This is a genomic window from Mycoplasma sp. 480 (genome assembly GCF_051353065.1).
GTDB lineage: Bacteria > Bacillota_I > Bacilli_A > Mycoplasmatales > Metamycoplasmataceae > Mesomycoplasma_A.
Window position 1 is genome coordinate 37,085 of sequence record NZ_CP195722.1, and the last position, 18,763, is coordinate 55,847.

Genomic DNA, 18,763 nt, shown 5'->3' on the forward strand with positions numbered 1-18,763 from the left:
TATGAAAAAAAATAAACAAATAAAGAAATTTATACCTTTAATTACCTTATCTCCTGCATTTTTTGTATCAGTTTCTTTTGAAAATAGTGTTTCGCAAAATCACGAAAACTACAATATAAATCCTTATGTAAAAAACATTAATTATTTGGATAAAAATTATGTTTTGAGTTCCGAAATCAATTTAGTTATAGAAGATGGAATTTCTGAAAATACAGTAAATAACATTAAAAACATATTATCTGCCAAAAATTATAGTTTTACTTCTCAAAAGAAAATTATAGAAAGTAAAACCAATATTCTTATTGGAAATAAACTGAATAATGATACAACAGTGGATAATTTATTACTTTCTGAAATAAATCGAAGTAATGATATTGTTCAAAAAAATGATTCTTACATTTTAACCAGCAAAAATAATGTAATTGGTGCTTTTGGATTAAAGGAAAATTCCGAATTTTATGCATCAGAAACATTTAAACAAATTTTTAATCAACTTAAAAACAGAACAATAGAAGAATTTATTATTAAGGACTTTTCTTTAACAAAAAATAGAGGAATTATTGAAGGTTCACAAAACACAAATTGAAGCAACGAGCAAAGATTTAAATATCTTGATTATGCTAAAAAACAAAAATTAAATAAATATTTTTATTGAAACTGATTTGATAAAAAAACAAACGCAGATTGAAAATTAAAATATTCTAACAAAGAAAAAGAAGACTTTCTTGTTCCTTTTATAAACAAAAGTTTAGAAAATAATATTGAACCTGTTTTTATGTTTAATATTTTTCAGACAAACAAAGTTAGGGTTGAGTCTTTTGATAGTGATTTAGAGAATTTTAAACAAAAAGTTTTAGATTTAATAAATTTAAAAATTTCTAAATTTGGATTCATATTCAACGAAAATAGTGATATTAATTTATCTATTCAAGAAAAGTTTTTTACTAAATTTAAAGAATGATTTGATAATTTACCAGCAAAAAACAAAGAAATCTTTATTGCTTTAAATAATTTTGAAATTATAAATAATTTTGATAAAAATCAAGCAGAAAGTGTTAATAAATTAAAAGAATTTATCAACACTATTCCAAACACTTTCGAAATCATTACTAACCCAGGGAAAACTTTTAATAAAGTTAACAATCAGTTTTTAAGTGATTTTATTGAAGTTACAGGAAGAAATAAAGTTAATTTATGAAGCAATTGAATTAATTTGTCAAACAAGCAAAATAACTTAATTTTAGGTGGTGTTAAAGAGAATTTAGATATCAACTTTGATGAAACTAAAATAGATGGAGTCCTTCTTAATCCTTCTTTATTTTTTGAACATTCACAAATACCACTTTATGTTTTAAGCTCTTATTTGTGAAATAACATTAAATCAGACGAAGAAAGAGAAAGATTATATAATGAATCATTCAAAAATTTAATTGGTAGTGAGATTGAATATAAAGAATTAATCGAGGTATTTAAGAATTTTAGTTCTCATTCTTTATATCAAAACATTCCAGTTCCAAATGAAATTGATGAATCACTAAACATTAAAGATAAAATATTAAATTTACAAAGCATACTTAATTCTAAAACATATACTATTGATCAAGTTAACTCGCTTAAAACTGACTTTATAGAATTAAAAAATAAGTTATTAAAACTTAAAAATTATTATTTTAAAAATTCTTTTGTAAAGGAATTTTCCCCTTGAATTGATTCTTTTTACGATTTAACTCAAGGAGTTATTTACTTACTGGATGCTTTAAATAATCTTCAAAATAATCAAGTAGGAGAATTGGGTGATAATTTATACTTAGGAAAATTTAATGTTAATAATTCAAAAGAAAATCATTCAATTGATTTTCAGAATTTTCTTGTTAAACCAGAAGTAGGAACAAAATATATTCAACCTTTTATAGAACAGGTTATTGGTTTTTTAGAAGAAGAACAAACTAAAAAATTAAATTTTTCAGAAGTAGATATTAATAAAGTTAATTTAACCTTTATTAGCAATAGAAGAGATACACCAGAAAGTGATAAAGGAAATATTTTCCTTGCTAATAATAGGGAAGAAAAATTATTTACAAATCCAGATGCCATAGTTAAAGATGACTATTTTGGTGTTGAATTTTCAGAACCAATAAAATTAAATTCTATTTATATAAAAATGGGTGGTGGAAGAGATCATTTTTTCTATTCACGTATTCAATATAAGCAAAATGATGAGGTTTGAAAGGATTTAAACGGAGAAATCTATGAAAGATTTCATGATAATATTCGACCAATAACTGTAAATAATTTAAATATAAAAAATGTAACTGGTGTAAGATTGATTGCAAATAGAAGCAATCCAGAAGCAGCTTGATTAAGAATTACTAATTTTTTAATTAATCAAAATGAAATTGCTACAAATAAATTAAATTACACCGATTTACAGGCAAATATGGAAGATTCAACAGCAGGAATTGCAGTACGTGCTGGAAGTATTGAATCAGTAAAAGATAATAATTACGCTACGCAATGAACTTTCTCAGATAGTGCAACAGGTCCTGGTAGTTCTAAAATTTCACAAGATAAAATTGTAGCCTTTAAATTTCCATCTAAAAGACTAATTACAAGAATAGAATTAGATCAAGGTCAAGAAAACGGAAGAGATAGACTTAATAATTTTAAAATTGAATATTATGATTACACAAGTTCTAGTTGAAAATTATTTGGTTCTAAAAATAATTTAGGAAATCAATTTAATCATGTTGTTCATGGTTATGCTTTTACAGATAAATTTAGATTTTATAATAATGCAACGGTTAATAGTTCTTGATGAAGAATAGCAGGACTAAGAGTTGGTTATGATGATTATGAGAAAAAACAAGAATATACAGCAAGTTTGGATAATGCAAGAATTCTTGGTAGAGAAGAAATTAGGGCCTCAGAATATAATAATTCTATAAATTATGTAGTTGATAATACAGATTACACATCAACTGTTATAGCATCAAGTGATAATAGTTTTGTAAAAAATAATGTTGGATTTAAAGTAGATTTCAAATACCCAAGAGCTATTCGTGAAATCAGTATTTTACAATCTAATAAACATAAAATACCTTCTGTAAAAATTTTAAAATTAGTTAATGACGAAACATTTGAACTTTTAAGCGATGTTAAGTTAAATGATGATTGAACCACAATTAAATTACCTGAAAACAGCGGAGTTTTCACTGGAATTAAAATTCTTTCTAATCAAGATACTACAAGTTATTGAGAAGTAAAAAGTGTGAATTTTAAATTCGATGGAATTAACACTAATGAATTTTTATTATCTAATATTGCAAATAAAGAAAATTTAACCACTTCTCATGTTGATAATCTTTATAAATTGTTTAGTATAGATAAAGAAAATTCTAAAAATCAATATCATATGAATTCTGGTGAATTTATTGGTATTGATTTAAAAGAAACTAAAACTATAAATGGTATTGATTTAGATTGAGAAAAAACTGAAAACATCAGTATTTTCCGTTCAATTGATGGAGTTAATTGATATGATTTAAATGTTGATTCAATTGCAAGTTCGCCAACTCAGGCAAGATATATTATTTTTAGAAATCAATCAGTAAATGCTTTAGATATTACTTTTAATAAGATGTTTATACAAACAGAAAAACAAACAGTTTTTGGTAAATTAATAGATACAAATATTACACCTTTAGAAAACGATAATTTTAAAGAAAATTTTGCTTTTGATGGAGATTTTACAACAGTTTCTAAAATAAGTAAAAGTTTAAGACCTAGAGACTTTTTAACTTATGATTTAGGTTCACTAATGAACATTAATTCAATTAAAATCTTTTCAGATATTAATAATATAAATTGACTAAGAAGTGCAGATATTCAAATATCACAAGATAACACGAATTGAGAAACTGTTTATACTGTTGATGATTATGGTTCAAAATTTAGTTACAAAAAACTTTTTGATACAAATTTTGGTTTCTATGACTCTAAATATCCAAATTATAGATATTGAGGAATTAGTGATTTAGAAAATAAAAAAGCAAGATATTTAAAAATTTTCATTAATCACAATTATCCTAACAATAGAGGTTTATTTATAAATGAAATTTTAATTAATGATGGTAACGATCAAACAAATAATAACATTGCAGGTTTTAGCGGAACTAATATTGAATCTAAAAATCCAGAAACTTCTGTATTAAATCTTATTGATGAAAAATTAAGAACATACTATGAACCTAAAAATGAAAATGGTACTTTAAAATATTCATTTGCTAAAAATGAATATAACAACAAATATTTAAACATTGTTAGTGTACAAGAACCAAGTTTAGCAGAAGTGTCTGCAACTATTTATAGTGAAGAGACTCATCAAACAAAAGAAGTTGTATTAGGACATTTAGTTGCTTTAAACTCAGGTTTTAACCTGCCAATAGATGATCAAAATAAAATAATTTCTTTATCAATTAAGTGAACTAATAAAAAACCAAAAATAGCGGAAATTACCTTTTTAGATAATGCACACACTAATTCAGAAACAAATAAAATAGAACTAGATAATTTAGTATTGCAAAAAAACAATAACTACAATAATTGAATTCAAGAAGATAAAGAATTGTACGACAAAGTTATTGCAAAAGGGCAATTAACTAAAGATTCAGCAAACATAAATCAAAGCACCATTGATAGCATTGTTGCAGAAATAAACAGTGTTATAGCAAGCGCGAGATTAAAAGCAGATTTAAGTCAATTATCTAATTTAATTTCAGAAAAAATTGATAATAGTAATCATCAGTATACATCACTTTCATATCAAGAATACAATAGAATTTATTCTTATATAAATAAAATCATAAGTGAAAACCAAGATATCACTCAAGAAACTTTAGAACAGTTAGTTTCTTTATATAATGAAGCAAAAATTGATTTAGAAGCTTCTATTTATCAACTAGAAGAAGCGAGAATAAATGTAAGAAAATTCCATTTTCTTTACAAAAGTGTTTACACAACAGAAAGTGTTGATAGATTAGCTACTTCTAGTGAAGCAATTAAACATCAATTAACTATTAATTTAAATGATGAAGAAAAATATAAAGAACTAAACTTAAATTTTATTGATAATTACAATAAATTAGAATATAACAAATTAGGTGAATTTAATGAAAAATACATAAATGAAATTAGACCTAATTTTGAAAATATTTTAACTAATGAATGAGTTAAATGAGAAGAATTATCTAAAGAATTACAAAGTGAATTTAATAAAAAAGATGAAATTATAATGAGCGATAATATAAATTTAAGAGATAAAGAAACTAATTTAAATTTCTTAAAAAACTTATTTGACTCTTTCAGTTTAGAAAAAGCAAAAGAATTAAAATTATTAAAAAGCGAATTAATTTTTAATGTAAAATATCAGCCTATTTATAGCGAAGAAGTTTTTAACAACATTAATAACATAATTAATAGTACTGATGAAAAAATTTCTAATAAAACTTTAGAATATAAAGAAATTTCGGGCATAAAAGCAGATTTAACAAAGTTGAAATCACAATTTGATTTTATATCTATTAATAAAAAAATTAATGATTTAAAACTAATAAATGAAATTGCTTTTTATAAAGATAAACTAAAAACATTAGATAAAAATGAAGATAATCTTCTTTCTTTTGTTAAAGAACTTGAAGATAAAAAACAAAATATATTAGAAGAAATCAACAAAACAGAAGATTTAATTTCTAAATTAAAAAATCCAATTAAACAACAAGAATTTTCAAATCAAAAAGAAGAAGCTAAATCAGAACAAGAATTAAAAGAACTTCAATTAAAAATTAATGATGAAATTAAAGAAGAAAACAAAACTAATCCTTTTTTAAAAATAGGAGTTCCAATAATATCATCTATTTCTGTAATTGGTTTAATTATTTTAGCAATATTACTGATTTTAAAGAAAAAGAAAAGCAAAAGATAAAATGAAAACACAGATTTATTTCTGTGTTTTTCTTTATATGTAGATTAAGTACCAAATAAGACTTCTATAATTTCTTTGACTGAGATGTTTCCAAAATATTCTTCAAGATTACTAATAGAATTTAAAATCTTAATAATTGTTTCTTTTTCAAAAGATTGATTTATTAATTTAGATTCAACTTCTTCTATTCCAACTTTGGCAAGAAAATCTCCTTCAAATTTGATTGAATTTATCTTATTTTCCTTTATGTTTGCACTTATTTGTAAAATTCCTCCTTCGGTTTTCTTTTCACTAAAAAAAGAAAATTCAGGATTTTTTCCAAGCACTCAATCATTAGAAGAACGAATTGATTTTATACTTTCCATTTGTTCTAAATATTTAGAAGGAATTTCTTCTATTGTTCCGTTATATTTTTCTTTTAAAAATAAAGCGAATTTATCTATAAATTCATTAATAGAAATTTTATTTTCTAATTGTTCTAATAAGTTTGTTACACGTTGTTTAGCACTGTTAATTCCCTTTGATTCCATTTTGAGTTTGCTTGGATTTAATACATTTGAAAGTTTGCTTAAGTTGGCATCAAAAAGCATAGTTCCGTGATGAACGATTTTATTTTTATAAATAAATTGTGCATTTCCTGAAAATTTAAAACCATTTACTACAAGATCATTTCTTCCTTTAAATTCAGCATTTAAATTTAAAGTATGTAGAAACTCTAAAACAGGTTCTAAAAATTTAGTGTAACTTCTTTCTGTTTTGTTTGTTGTGATAAAAGAGAAATTTAAATTTCCTAAATCATGATAAACAGCACCACCACCAGAAAGTCTTCTATAAAGTTCAATGTTTTCTTTTTCTAAAACATCAAACTTTACTTCTTTATATGCGTTTTGATTTCTACCTATAATAACAGCATTTTCGTGTTGATATAAAAAGATAATGTCTTCTGTGTTTGATTCATCTTTTGTCATTATTTCTTCAAGAACTAAATTATAAAAAGGTGAATAATTTTTACTAATATAAATTTTCATATATTTTACTCCTTAACTACTAAATCAAAGTTTGTAACACTTTTGAAAAGTTTTATAAAAGAATGATAATCTTTTTCATTAAGATTTAAATTTTTAATACCTAAAATGTTTATTTGTCCATAATCTCATCTTTTTTGATATCTATTATTATCTAATAGGAATAATAAATCTTCAATAAATCAATCAAAAAAATTATCATTATATTGAATATCTCTTAAAAGACCATTTACTTTGATATCTAATATTCTATTTTCATGATTTAAAATTTGAAAGTCAAAAGATAAATCTAACTCTTTACTTGTTTTAATTTGAAAAATTGTTTCCATTTTTTAATTATAACAATTTTAAAATTGGAAAATAAAAAAACCCGAAAAAATCGGGAAAAAATTAAAAATTAATTATTTTTTGCTGTAATTTAAGTTTAATGCATTTAAAATTGTTTGAATTACAAAGTTAAATGGTTTGTTGAAGTGTGGTAAGAAGTAGAAATCCATTAAAGCGATTTGTGGTAATGTTAATCCTTGTTGAATTGCAAGAGATAACATGTAAATTACTTCAGTGTGATTTGCTGCTCTACCTTCAGAACCGATTTGTGCCCCTAATAGTCTTAAAGTTTTTTTGTCATATGTAATTTTAAATCAAACTTTAAAGTGGTATTTCATAAATTCTGGTCTGTCATTGTCTTCAAAGTATTCAACTGCAAAGTTTTCTTTAATTCCTTCTGTTTTAGCAGCAACAACTTCTGTTAAACCTGTTGATGCATAGTTGAAATTAAATACATTAATTGCATTTGTTCCTGAGTATCCTGGGAAAGGAATTCCTTCGTTTCCTGCTAAGTGGAATGCTGCAACGATTCCTGTTTTAACTGCGTTTGTAGCAAGAGCAATATGTGCATATTCTTTTGTAGCACTATTAATCATTGAAGCAGAGTCACCGATTGCATATAAGTTTTCATCACTTAATGATCTTTGGAATTTATCTACTTTTATAGCACCGTTAGCTGTTTTTTCAACACCTTGAATTAATTCTGTATTTGGTCTAAATCCGATAGCTAAAATTACTAAATCAGCTTCATATGTTCCTTTGTCTGTAACAACAGCTGATACTTTTTTACCATCTTTTGTTTCAAATTTTTGAACTTTTTCACCAAGTTGCATTTTAATTCCGTGGTGTTCCATTGAGAATTCAACTTTTTTAGTAAATTCTTCATCAAAGTAGTTAGGAATAATTCTGTCTTGCATATCGATTAGTGTTACATTTTTTCCGTATTTGTGGAATGCTTCAACTAATTCGATTCCAATGTATCCAGCACCAATAACAACTACATTTCTAACATTTTTGTCTTCTGCTTTTGCTTTAATTTCTTTAGCATGTGCAAAGATTTTTGAAACTAAAATGTTTTCTAAGTTAATGTTTTCAAATGGTGGAATAATTGGTCATGTACCACCAGCATATACTAATTTGTCATATGTGTCTTTAAAAGTTTTTCCTGTACTTAAGTCTTTAACAACTACATATTTTTCTTTTCTGTTTACTTCGATAACTTCATGAGCGATTTTAACATCGATTCCAAGTCCTTTTAATTCTTCAACGCTTGAATAAAATAAACCATCTGGGTTTTGGAATTCTCCTCCAACTCATAAAGCAATACCACAACCTAAAAAGGAAATATCGGTATTTCTGTCGTATGCTACTAATTTAGCGTTTGGAGCAACTTTTTTCATTGTTCTTAAAAATGAAGTTCCTGCGTGATTTGCTCCTATTGATATAATTTTCATTAATGTCCTCCGTTTTTTAATTAACATTATAATTATAATATTTTTATACTAAATGTTTATAAAAATTCATTTTTTGTGGAACAAATTGAAAATAGGGGTAAATTTGTTATAAAAATCAACTTTTTGGAAAAATAAAAAAAGTCTGCTAAGACTTTAATTACTTACTTTTTTCTAATTTTTCTTTAATTATTAATAAAAATTCTGCTTCACTAATTATTTTTGTGTTATATTCTTTTATCTTATTTTCTTTGTTATTATAGTGGGGTTATTCTTTTTTTAAAAGAGTTTAAAATATATTTTTTATCTTGTATTTTTAAATACACTTCATATAAAATTTTACAATCTTGAACACTTCTATGTGCTTTTAAATAATCTACTCCAAGCATTGAAGAAAGAAATTGTAAACTTCATTTTTCACTCTGTCATAAATAAAAACTTCTGTTTTGAAAAAAATCTTTAGTGTCAATAAAATTATTAGTGGGAAAAGGTAGTTCTACTTGGTTATAAGCTCTTTTTAATGCAACAAAATCAAAAGTTTCTCCATTATGTGCATATAAGTCTAAATCACCTATAAAAGCATTAAATTCTTCTAAAACTGCTTTTGTATCTCTACCTTTTTCTTTGACTAACTTCGTAGGAATGTTGTTAAAACGCTCTCATTTATTAATTTCAAAATTCTTTGGTTTTACTAATTCGTTAAACTGTTCAACTATTTCTCCGTTGTTTATTTTGATAGCACCGATTTCAATAATAGATTTATTATTATCACAAGTTTCTAAATCAAAAATAACAAAAGAATTTTTCATAAAATTGTTTTTATATTGCTCATCTGTTTTATTATTAAATTCTTCTAAACTTTTTATCATATTATTCACTAACTAAAATTTCTCCTTGTCTCATAAGTTCTTCAAATTCATTTATAGTAAAATTTTTATGTAAAGATAAATAAATCTTTTGTTCAATTATTCATTGTTTTATAAATTCTCGTTTTTTACTATAATCAATAATAGGTTTATTAATTCTTATTATTTTAGTTGATAAATTTTTTAATTTAGTTGAATTATATTTACCATAATGATCTTTTAACATATAAATTTTCAAACATTTAGCAATTTTAGAATTTATACTATATCCATTAATGTCATCATTTACTAACATATTTAGATAAAACTCATGTAAACTTATTGGAAATTTAATTGTAAAAGTTCTATTGTCTTCTAACTTTTCTTTTTGATCTATTAATGATCTAATGAATTCATCATACTTACTCATAAAATTATTCTCCTATCTTTAAATAATTATTAATTAATAAAGACTTTAATTATTTAATTTGATTCATCTTTCATATTCTTGTTGACAATCTTCAACTATTTTTATTATGTCTTTTGCATTGTTTATAATAGCGCCTGAAGCTCTTTCATGACCACCGCCATTTCATTTGAGTGCAACATTTCTTACAACTGGGCCATTAGATCTAAATTCTACTCTTCATTTGTTTGTTTCTTCTTCTGTAAAAGAAAGTCAAATTCTGTAATTATCTATATTAGCTAAAGTATTTGGTCTAGTTGCTTCAGCAGGAGTTTTGTTGTATTGTTTTTGTTCTTCAAGAGTTATTGAATAGTAAATAACATTTTTAAATGTTTTAAAAGTGCTAAAAATAAATGATTGAAAACGTAAATCGCTTTCACTGTTTTTTGTTAGGTTTGTATGAAGTTCATCAATATTTAAGCCTGTTTCTCAAAGTTTAGCAGCTAGAGATAAGGTTCTTGGTGTTGTATTGGAGAATAAAAAACGTCCAGAATCTGTGTAAATTCCTGTATAAATGTATTTTGCTGCTTTTGTTGAAACCTTTCAATTACTGCTAAAAGCTAAGTCAGCAACCATTTCAGCTGCAGCGATATAAGAAGAATCAACTCATCTAGTTGTTGTATTTAAATCATCTTCGTTTGGATGATGATCAATTCTAATTACACTTTTAAAAATATTTTTGTCTAATAACTCTCTTTTTTCAATTCTTTCTTTAAAATTTGCATCAACAATTATCGCTAAAGACTCTTTTAAAATGTCATCACTTAGATCATTATTAAAAGAAAAATCCAAGAAATTTAAAGTATTTTTAGAATCACCAACTGCAAAAACTTTTTTGTTTGGAAAATTTTCTTCAATTAGTGTTTTTAAACCAAATTGAGAACCAAGACAATCACCATCTGGGCGAATGTGATGGAAAATAACAATTGAATTATGATTTTCAATTTCGTTTATGATTGTTTCTAAACTACCTATTTTCATTTTCTTCCTTTTCAAATTCTTTAACAAGATTAATTGCTTTATTAACTATTTCTTGGATTTTGGATTTATTTTTTATCATTGCTCCAGAAGCGTTATCGTGACCACCACCATTATATTCTCTGGCAATTATATTTACTTTTGGACCATTAGATCTTAGTCTTACTCTTATTGTTTTATCTGGTTGATCAATAAAGAAAATTCAAATTCTATTATCTTCAATATTTGAGAGAATATTTACTTGGTTTGCTTCTTCATAACTTAAATTAAGTTCATCTTGTAATTTTTGAGTAACGTGGAATCAAATTACTTTATCTTGATTTTTAAAATTGGAGAGTACTTTTCCTTGGAATTTAATCTCTTTCATGGTTTTACCTGAAAGTGCTTTGTGGATAAAGTGAATATCTAAATTAGATTTTTTTATTAAATGTTCGACTACATTAAAAGTTCTTTTACTTGTGTTGCTATAAAAAAATCTGCCTGAATCAGTATAAATTCCAGTGTAAATATATTGAGCAGCTTTTAAAGAAATGTTTCATTTAGCCATTTTAGCTAAATAAGCAACCATTTCAGCTGCTGCAGAATAAGAAGAATCTATTCAGTTAAATTCATAGTTAATATCTGCTCCATTTGGATGATGATCAATTCTTGTCATCTTGGTAATTTTGTTAGATAGTATAATTTCTTTTTTTTCTAAACGATCTGAACTGGAAGCATCAACTACAATTCCTAATGAATTTTCAAAATCTTCTTCTTTTAATTGATTTTCGTCAAAATGATTAAATTCAAGAAAATTTAAAATGCCAGTTGAATCTCCAATATAGAAAACTTTTTTGTTTGGATAATTATCTTTGATTAATTGTCCAAGACCAAATTGAGAACCAAGGCAGTCACCATCTGGTCTTATGTGATGAAAAATAAAAATGTTATCAAATTTTTCAATCGCTTCTTTTATTATTTTATATGTTCCTTTTTTCATAATTCTAATTATATTTTAATAATTTGTTTTTTGAAAAATAATTATAATTTTATATTTTTTGAGTTGCTTAAATTATTAAAAAAATGCCAAAAATTAAAATTCTATTAATATCAAGCAAAATAAAAAGGAAATTCTAAAAATAAGTAAAAAAGCGTGTTTTTTGATATAAAAATATTATATATCAAGCCTTTTTCCCTATTTTAAGGGGAAAAAGTTTTGATTTTTTGCTTTTTATTCAAAAAAATAATGAAAAAATGGAAATTTTTTGAAGATTTGTATTATAATTTTATTGGAAGTTATTTTACTTTCAATATTTTATGTAGAAATTAAAAAACAATGAGAAATTTATTTTTAGGAAAACAACCATTAGATAGAAAATATTTACCAAAAGTTATAGAACATTTATATTCTTTTTTTAGCGCAATTGTATTTAGTGTTTCTTTACTTAGTTTTATTTTATTAATAACTTTAAATAATAAAGAAAATATAAGTGAGAAATTTTCTGATTTGCTTTTAAAAACAGAATTTAGATTAACAATAGCAGCTTTTGTTTTTGTATTTTTTGCTAATGTTATTTATGTTATTAGGTTAATTAGAATTTTACCCAAAACTGAAGTGGGACATGCCTTAGTTTGGATTGAAATCACTTTTTTATTATTTTTTGTCTTATCACCATTAAACATAGTTGTTTCCATTGCATGTTTAAAATATAATGAAATTGTTTTTGAATAACTTAGGAGAAATATAATATATATTATGAAGAAAAAATTAATGAAATTTTTAGGTTTAACTGTTTTTGCAAGTCCAGTAGCAGCATTTGTTGCTTGTGGAGCTACAAATGAATTTGCAGATTCTAAAGAAATTATTGTTGCAAAAGAAGGAAAACAAGATCAATTTTGAAAAGCAGTTGAAGATGAATTTAACAAAACCGAATGAGCAAAAAAAGGTTACAAAATTAAATTTGTAGAAAAAGATGTTTTCGGAGCAATCGATACTATTACAAATATTGGTAACACAGATAAAAATGCACCTGACTTAATTTATGCACCAAATGATAGAATTACAGACTTATTAAGTAAAAGAACACTTGCATCTTGAAAACCAGAGTTAAAAGATGCTATTTTAAATGAAGTTAATGCAACAGATGACGAAAAAGCATTTGTAAATGACTTTGGTACATTTAAAGGAAGATCTAAAAAAGATAATGGAAAATTCTATAACTTTGCCCACAATAAAGAAGGTATTGTTGTAATGTCAAGCAAAACACTTGATGAAGTGAAAACTGAATTAGCTAATACATCAACTGATGAAATGGTTGAATTAGTAAAAGAAGGTAAAGCATTCTTTAGAATTCAAGATGGTTGATATGGTAATGGGGTTTTAGCATCAATTCTTAGCACAGAGGAAATGGGAAAAATCATTTATAAAGATACAACAGCAAACAAATGATCTTCTGGATTTATGAAAGGAGATCAATATAATAGCGACTTTTCTAAAGCACTAGATGTTGTTGGAGAATTATTATTCCCAGTTTATGAAGCAGCTTTTGTTAAAACTGCTGATGAATTTAAAACTACAAAATGAGCTACAAAAGGAATTGACCAAGGTGCTTTAAAAGATCTTTTAAAAAATGATCAAGGTGTTGTTCAAAATAAAATTGTTGAGTTATTAAGTCATAAAAAATTAGACTATGCATTTGTAGGTTCATGAGATTTTGGTACAGTTTCTAAACAAGGAATTACTACTTTCTTTAATGCTCCAAAATTAAAAGGCGAACTTAAATATACACAAGCTCCAGGAACATGATCATGAGCAATTAACTCAAGAAATAATGGTGCAGTTGCTGATAGACAAGCAGCTATTGAAGAAGTATTAAAATTAATTTTTAAAACAGATTCATACTATGGATACTTTAAAGGAGATACAAAAATTCCTTACTTTACCGAATCACAAAAAGCTTTAAGAGTTCTTTCAGATAGAGATGCAGCAGCTGGAAATCAAAAATTAAAAGATTTAGTTACAAAAACACATTATACAAGTGAAGAAAAATTATTAAAAGCATATAATGATTTATTATCAGAAGTTAATAAAAACTTAGCTAAAGTTTATGGAACTGAAAAATCTTGAAGTCAAGAAACAGATAAAACAAATCCTTTAGGAGATAAAAATAAATATAAAGAAGAATATGTTAAAGATAAAACCAAATATCCTTTTGTTAGTGATGGATTAATAGGAAAATTAGGAGAATTAAAAGAAGCTACTGGTTTAAGAAATGCTCTTTCTGCATTATTAGGAATTCAAAATGTTGATTTACTAAAAGGTGGGGGACAACCTTGACAAATTGCTCCTACTTTAGTTAAGGATGGTGTTGAATTTGACAAATCTTGACTTGAAGGTCAAACAGGAAATGCACATGTTAGAAAAGTAGAAAATTATATTTTTGGTGGATCAACAGAAAATATAATGATTGAAACAGCTTCTAAATGAAAAGAAAAAGAAGCACAAACAAAAGCTTTAGAAGAAGCTAAAAAACGTGCAAAAGATTTTTCAAATAAATATGCTAAAACAACAGTTTCAGATGATATTATTAACAAAGCAGTAGAGTTATATATGAATAACTTCTTCAATGAAGCAGATTGATTAAAATGACAAGATGAATATAAAGCAGTGTTTAACGAGAAAAAAGCAACAGAAAAATTCCCTGCAGAAGGACAACAATTATCAGGTACTAAATCAGAAGCTACAATCAAAGAAGTAGAAGATATTATTTTAGAAGCTACAGGTACATCAGTTGCTAAAAAAGTTGTTGATGTTATTTCTTCAACAACAGAATTAAAAGATGGTGGATACGGAATTCTTAAATTACAATCAGAAAGATTAGATAGAGGAAATCCACAATTTGGTAAATTCTGAGGAACATGAAATGACAATATTTTAGGAAACCAAGAATTTTATAAAAATTTAGCTACTGAAGGTGTTAAAACTTTAGAAGCTTTCCAAACTAAATTAAAAGATCAGTTTAGTAAAAAATTCAAAGAAGCAGTTGATGCTCTAGATAGTAGTAAAGCTTTAGATTACATTAAATAATAATGAAACCCAAAATACAAATAGAAAGAAGAATTTTTTACACATTAATTATTCTTCTTTCTATTTCTAATATATTGTTACTTTTATGATTATTAGATGGTTTAATTTTAGGAACCAATGCATATGATAATTTAGCAATTAATTCACAAAAAGAAAGTATAAATAATTTCTTAACACTTAGGTATGTTGGTTATATTAGTAATTCATTAATTTTAGTAGGTTATTTAGTAAATATATTAGTTTCTCGAAGAAACGGTGTAGCTTATCTTTTTGGTTTTGTTTGAATAACTTTATTTATAGGAGTTTTACTAGTTCCTTATTTTTCAAGCGGTTTTATTACTGAAAATTGAATTAGATTAACTTTAGTAATTATATGAAGCATAATTTTCCCGTTTTTAATATTAATTAATATCTATTTGATGTTTCAATTAAGATTAAAAAGACAAAATTACTATTATGAAAAAATAAAAATACATAAAGGAGGTAGATAATGGAAAAAGTCAAGATGTGAAATTGATATGGTGAATCTTTTGATAGAAAAGTCAATGATTCTAAATTAAATTATTCTTCTTTTTTAAATCAAGCAAAAAATGTGTTTGATAGACAAAAAAGAGAATTAGATTTAAAGAAAAAAATTAATAAAGAACTTTTTATTAAAGCAAAAAGAAATTTAGAATTTGAACAAGAAAAAGCATTAGAAACACTTAAAATATCTAGCAAAAATAAAATACAAGTTTTAGAAGAAACTTATAAACAATTAAAAATTTCAGATAAATTAACTTCTTTTATTGCTTTTGAAATTAAAAAAATAGATAAGCAAAATAACGAATCTGCTAATTATGTTAAAAATTATTATGCAATGCTTTTAAAAACAGCTGATGAAGTAGAAGTAAAAGAAAAGAATATGACTTCTATTATAAATAAAGCAAAAGCAGATGAAAATAAGTTACTCAAACATAAAGCTAAATTAGTAATTTTACATAAATATTTATTATTTACTAAAAAGGAAGATTTAATTTATTCTGAATTAGAAGAATTTGTACAAAAACGCACAGGAATGTTTTCAGAATTAGAAATTAAATCAGTTTTAGAAGAAAAAGAAAAAATAGAAAATCTTTTTAAAACATTAAAAACTAAAAAAGAAAAATTTCAAACAAAAAAAGCAGAAATTACAAAAGAATTTCCTATTATAAAAGAAGAATCTAAAAAAGAATATAAACAAGAAGTATCTAGAATTAAAAAAGAATACAAAGAAAGAATTTTAGAAGCTGAATTTTCTTATAATAAAGAATATGATGAGCAATTAGCTTTAATAAAAGCAGAATTTAAAACTAAAAAAGAAAAAATAGAAGCGAAAAAACAAGAAATAATTACTTTAAGTAAAGAAAAAGAAGAAAAATATGCTCAGTATGTTAAAACAAAAGAAGAGCAAGCTAAAATTTTAAAGCAAGAATATAAACAAGAATTAAAATTAGCAAAAGCTCTCTTTAAAATTCATAACGAATACAATAAAGTTTTATTAATCAGTAAATTTTTAAAATTAGAAGAAGAAAAACATTTAAAAACTATTTATTCTTTATATAAAAAAGAATTAATTAATAAGTTTTTAAATAAAAAAGACTATAGACAAAATATTGAAAATAAAATACAAAATCACTTTAATTCTTTAGTACAAGAAATTAATAATAAAACTAAAGATTTAAATAAAGAAGAAAACTCAAAATTAAAAATAATTTTAAATACTAATTTACCTTTAATTTTAAAAAATCAAAAAAACAGAAATGTTAAAAATTTAGTTAAAGCTAATTATTATAAAAAATTAGGAAAATTACAGCAAGAATATTCTTACGATGGTGATTTTCTACTTAAAAAATCTGAAGCATTATATGAATATGCTAAAGATTCTAATAAACAATTAAATTCTTCTGCAAGTGAAATAAAGGATGCAAAATTAAAATTACATAAAATTAATTTAAATGAAACAGCAGAAGATAAAACTAAATATAAAAATCAAATTTTATCTTTAAAAAAAGAATATAAAGAAAAAATCGTGATTTTAAAACAACGTTTCAAAAATAAAGATTTAACTAAAAAAGCTTTTGCTTTTAAACTAAAAGAAGAGAAAATCCTTTATAAAGAAAAATTAGTTACTCTTAAATTACACAACGAAAAAGAAAAAAATAAAGTTATAGTAAAAACTCAATATAGTAGACTTTCTTCTCAACTTAAAATCACTAAAAAGATTTATGAATCAAAAGTTGTTGAAGCTATTAAACAAGTACCTACTGAAAATAAAAAAGGTGCTAAATATAAAGGATTATTCTTGAATTTACTATTTCCGGGGTTAGCACAACTTATTTTATTTAAAGAATACAAAAAAGGAATTTTATTAACTTTACTAAGTGCCTTTTTATATTTAGTATTTGTACCCTTTTCTTTAGGTATTACATGAAATAAAATAGGGGGAATTCAAGGAATTGTGGATTTAGGTAAAAGTGTTCACAATATTGATCTTGGAATTTTACCCGATGCAAGATTCTGGATGTTTGGAGCAGCAGCGTCGTTTATCTTATTAGGAATAACTATTGCTTATGTTATTTCTAGTGCTATAGGCGCTTATAGAAGAGGAAAATTTTTAGAAGAAGGAATGAGACCTCAAAACTGAACACAAACTAAAAAATGACTTTCAGAGCAAGGTTTTCCTTGATTAATATCAATTCCGGGGTGATTTTTAATTGCATTTATAGTTGTTGTTCCTTTAATTACTTCATTATTCATTTCTTTATCAAATACAGGATTTCAACATACACCACCTTCACAAACAGTTGATTGAGTAGGATTTACTCAATATGGAAAATGATGATTATTTAGAAACAACGGATTATTAACTTCATTATCAAGGGTTATTTCTTGAACATTGATTTGAACCTTCGCAGCAGCATTTTCCGTAATAATTGTAGGAACATTATTTGCTGTTTTAGTAAATATGGAAAAAATTAAAGGTAAAAAATTCTTTAGACTTATCTATATTATTCCATGAGCTATTCCTGCCTTTGTTACAATAATTTTCTTAAAATCTGCTTTCCAAGGAGATGCCAATTCATATATTAACTATATTTTAATTAAATTAGGTCTTATTGAAAATAGTATTAACTTCTTTGGAAGTGTTCATTGAGTAAGATTCCTGTTAATTGTTATTCAAACATGACTTGGGCACTCTTACATTTTCTTATTAATTACAGGTAATTTACAGTCAATTCCAAAAGATATTTACGAAGCTGGAGAAATTGATGGGGCTAAACGTTCTAAATTGTTTAGACATATTACACTACCAATTTTAGTTTCTTCATTAGCTCCATTATTAATTGGGCAATTTACTTTTATGTTCAATAATTTCACAATTATTTCACTATTTTCAAATGGTGGACCTGCTTATGCAGATCAAACAACATTTAGTGAATCAGGTTCAGATATTATAATTTCCTGAATTTATAAATTAACAACAACAGTACAAATAGATGGAAACGTTGCTTTCTCATCAGCTCTTGTTATTCTAGCTTCAGTATTTTCAGTATCTATTGCAGCTTATGGATTTGCTAAAAACGCAGCAAAAGGAGGAAGATAA

12 protein-coding genes are annotated in these 18,763 nt (G+C 24.6%); 5 read left to right on the forward strand and 7 right to left on the reverse strand.

The window, feature by feature from the left end:
- Position 1: 1 nt before the first annotated feature.
- Positions 2-5,980, forward strand: coding sequence for a beta-N-acetylglucosaminidase domain-containing protein (locus ACR34G_RS00165; RefSeq protein WP_436358767.1), 5,979 nt, complete (start codon positions 2-4; stop codon positions 5,978-5,980).
- Between the two features lie 44 nt (positions 5,981-6,024).
- Here ACR34G_RS00165 and ACR34G_RS00170 read toward each other — a convergent pair whose 3' ends face one another.
- The 7 genes from ACR34G_RS00170 to ACR34G_RS00200 all read right to left on the reverse strand — a co-directional run bounded on the left by ACR34G_RS00170 (position 6,025) and on the right by ACR34G_RS00200 (position 12,051).
- Positions 6,025-7,008 (reverse strand): lipoate--protein ligase, encoded by a 984-nt coding sequence (locus tag ACR34G_RS00170; protein ID WP_436358768.1) that lies wholly within the window; start codon positions 7,006-7,008, stop codon positions 6,025-6,027.
- 5 nt (positions 7,009-7,013) lie between these two features.
- Positions 7,014-7,334 (reverse strand): hypothetical protein, encoded by a 321-nt coding sequence (locus ACR34G_RS00175; protein ID WP_436358769.1) that lies wholly within the window; start codon positions 7,332-7,334, stop codon positions 7,014-7,016.
- A 72-nt stretch (positions 7,335-7,406) separates the two neighbouring features.
- Positions 7,407-8,786 (reverse strand): FAD-dependent oxidoreductase, encoded by a 1,380-nt coding sequence (locus tag ACR34G_RS00180; RefSeq protein WP_436358770.1) that lies wholly within the window; start codon positions 8,784-8,786, stop codon positions 7,407-7,409.
- A gap of 254 nt (positions 8,787-9,040) precedes the next feature.
- Positions 9,041-9,652: a 3'-5' exonuclease gene (locus tag ACR34G_RS00185; RefSeq protein WP_436358771.1), complete on the reverse strand. Its 612-nt coding sequence runs from the start codon at positions 9,650-9,652 to the stop codon at positions 9,041-9,043.
- A gap of 1 nt (position 9,653) precedes the next feature.
- Complete coding sequence (locus ACR34G_RS00190) at positions 9,654-10,058, reverse strand: hypothetical protein (protein ID WP_436358772.1); 405 nt, start codon at positions 10,056-10,058, stop codon at positions 9,654-9,656.
- Between the two features lie 45 nt (positions 10,059-10,103).
- Positions 10,104-11,075: a DHH family phosphoesterase gene (locus ACR34G_RS00195; protein WP_436358773.1), complete on the reverse strand. Its 972-nt coding sequence runs from the start codon at positions 11,073-11,075 to the stop codon at positions 10,104-10,106.
- Positions 11,062-12,051 carry a DHH family phosphoesterase gene (locus tag ACR34G_RS00200; protein WP_436358774.1) on the reverse strand — a complete coding sequence of 330 codons (990 nt, stop codon included), beginning with the start codon at positions 12,049-12,051 and terminating at the stop codon, positions 11,062-11,064. The genes ACR34G_RS00195 and ACR34G_RS00200 overlap by 14 nt, the downstream gene beginning before the upstream one ends.
- Before the next feature lie 336 nt (positions 12,052-12,387).
- On the opposite strand from ACR34G_RS00200, the gene ACR34G_RS00205 reads away from it, so the two are divergent.
- From ACR34G_RS00205 to ACR34G_RS00220, 4 genes are read left to right on the forward strand one after another with little or no spacing between them, the layout of a single operon-like run.
- On the forward strand, positions 12,388-12,783 hold the full coding sequence (locus ACR34G_RS00205; protein WP_436358775.1) for a hypothetical protein: 396 nt from the start codon (positions 12,388-12,390) through the stop codon (positions 12,781-12,783).
- A 24-nt stretch (positions 12,784-12,807) separates the two neighbouring features.
- The gene (locus ACR34G_RS00210) at positions 12,808-15,138 is read left to right on the forward strand and encodes a hypothetical protein (RefSeq protein ID WP_436358776.1); all 2,331 of its coding nucleotides are present in this window, start codon (positions 12,808-12,810) and stop codon (positions 15,136-15,138) included.
- 2 nt (positions 15,139-15,140) lie between these two features.
- The gene (locus tag ACR34G_RS00215) at positions 15,141-15,629 is read left to right on the forward strand and encodes a hypothetical protein (protein WP_436358777.1); all 489 of its coding nucleotides are present in this window, start codon (positions 15,141-15,143) and stop codon (positions 15,627-15,629) included.
- Positions 15,629-18,763, forward strand: a complete 3,135-nt coding sequence (locus ACR34G_RS00220; protein ID WP_436358778.1) for an ABC transporter permease subunit — start codon at positions 15,629-15,631, stop codon at positions 18,761-18,763. Before ACR34G_RS00215 ends, ACR34G_RS00220 begins: the two co-directional genes overlap by 1 nt.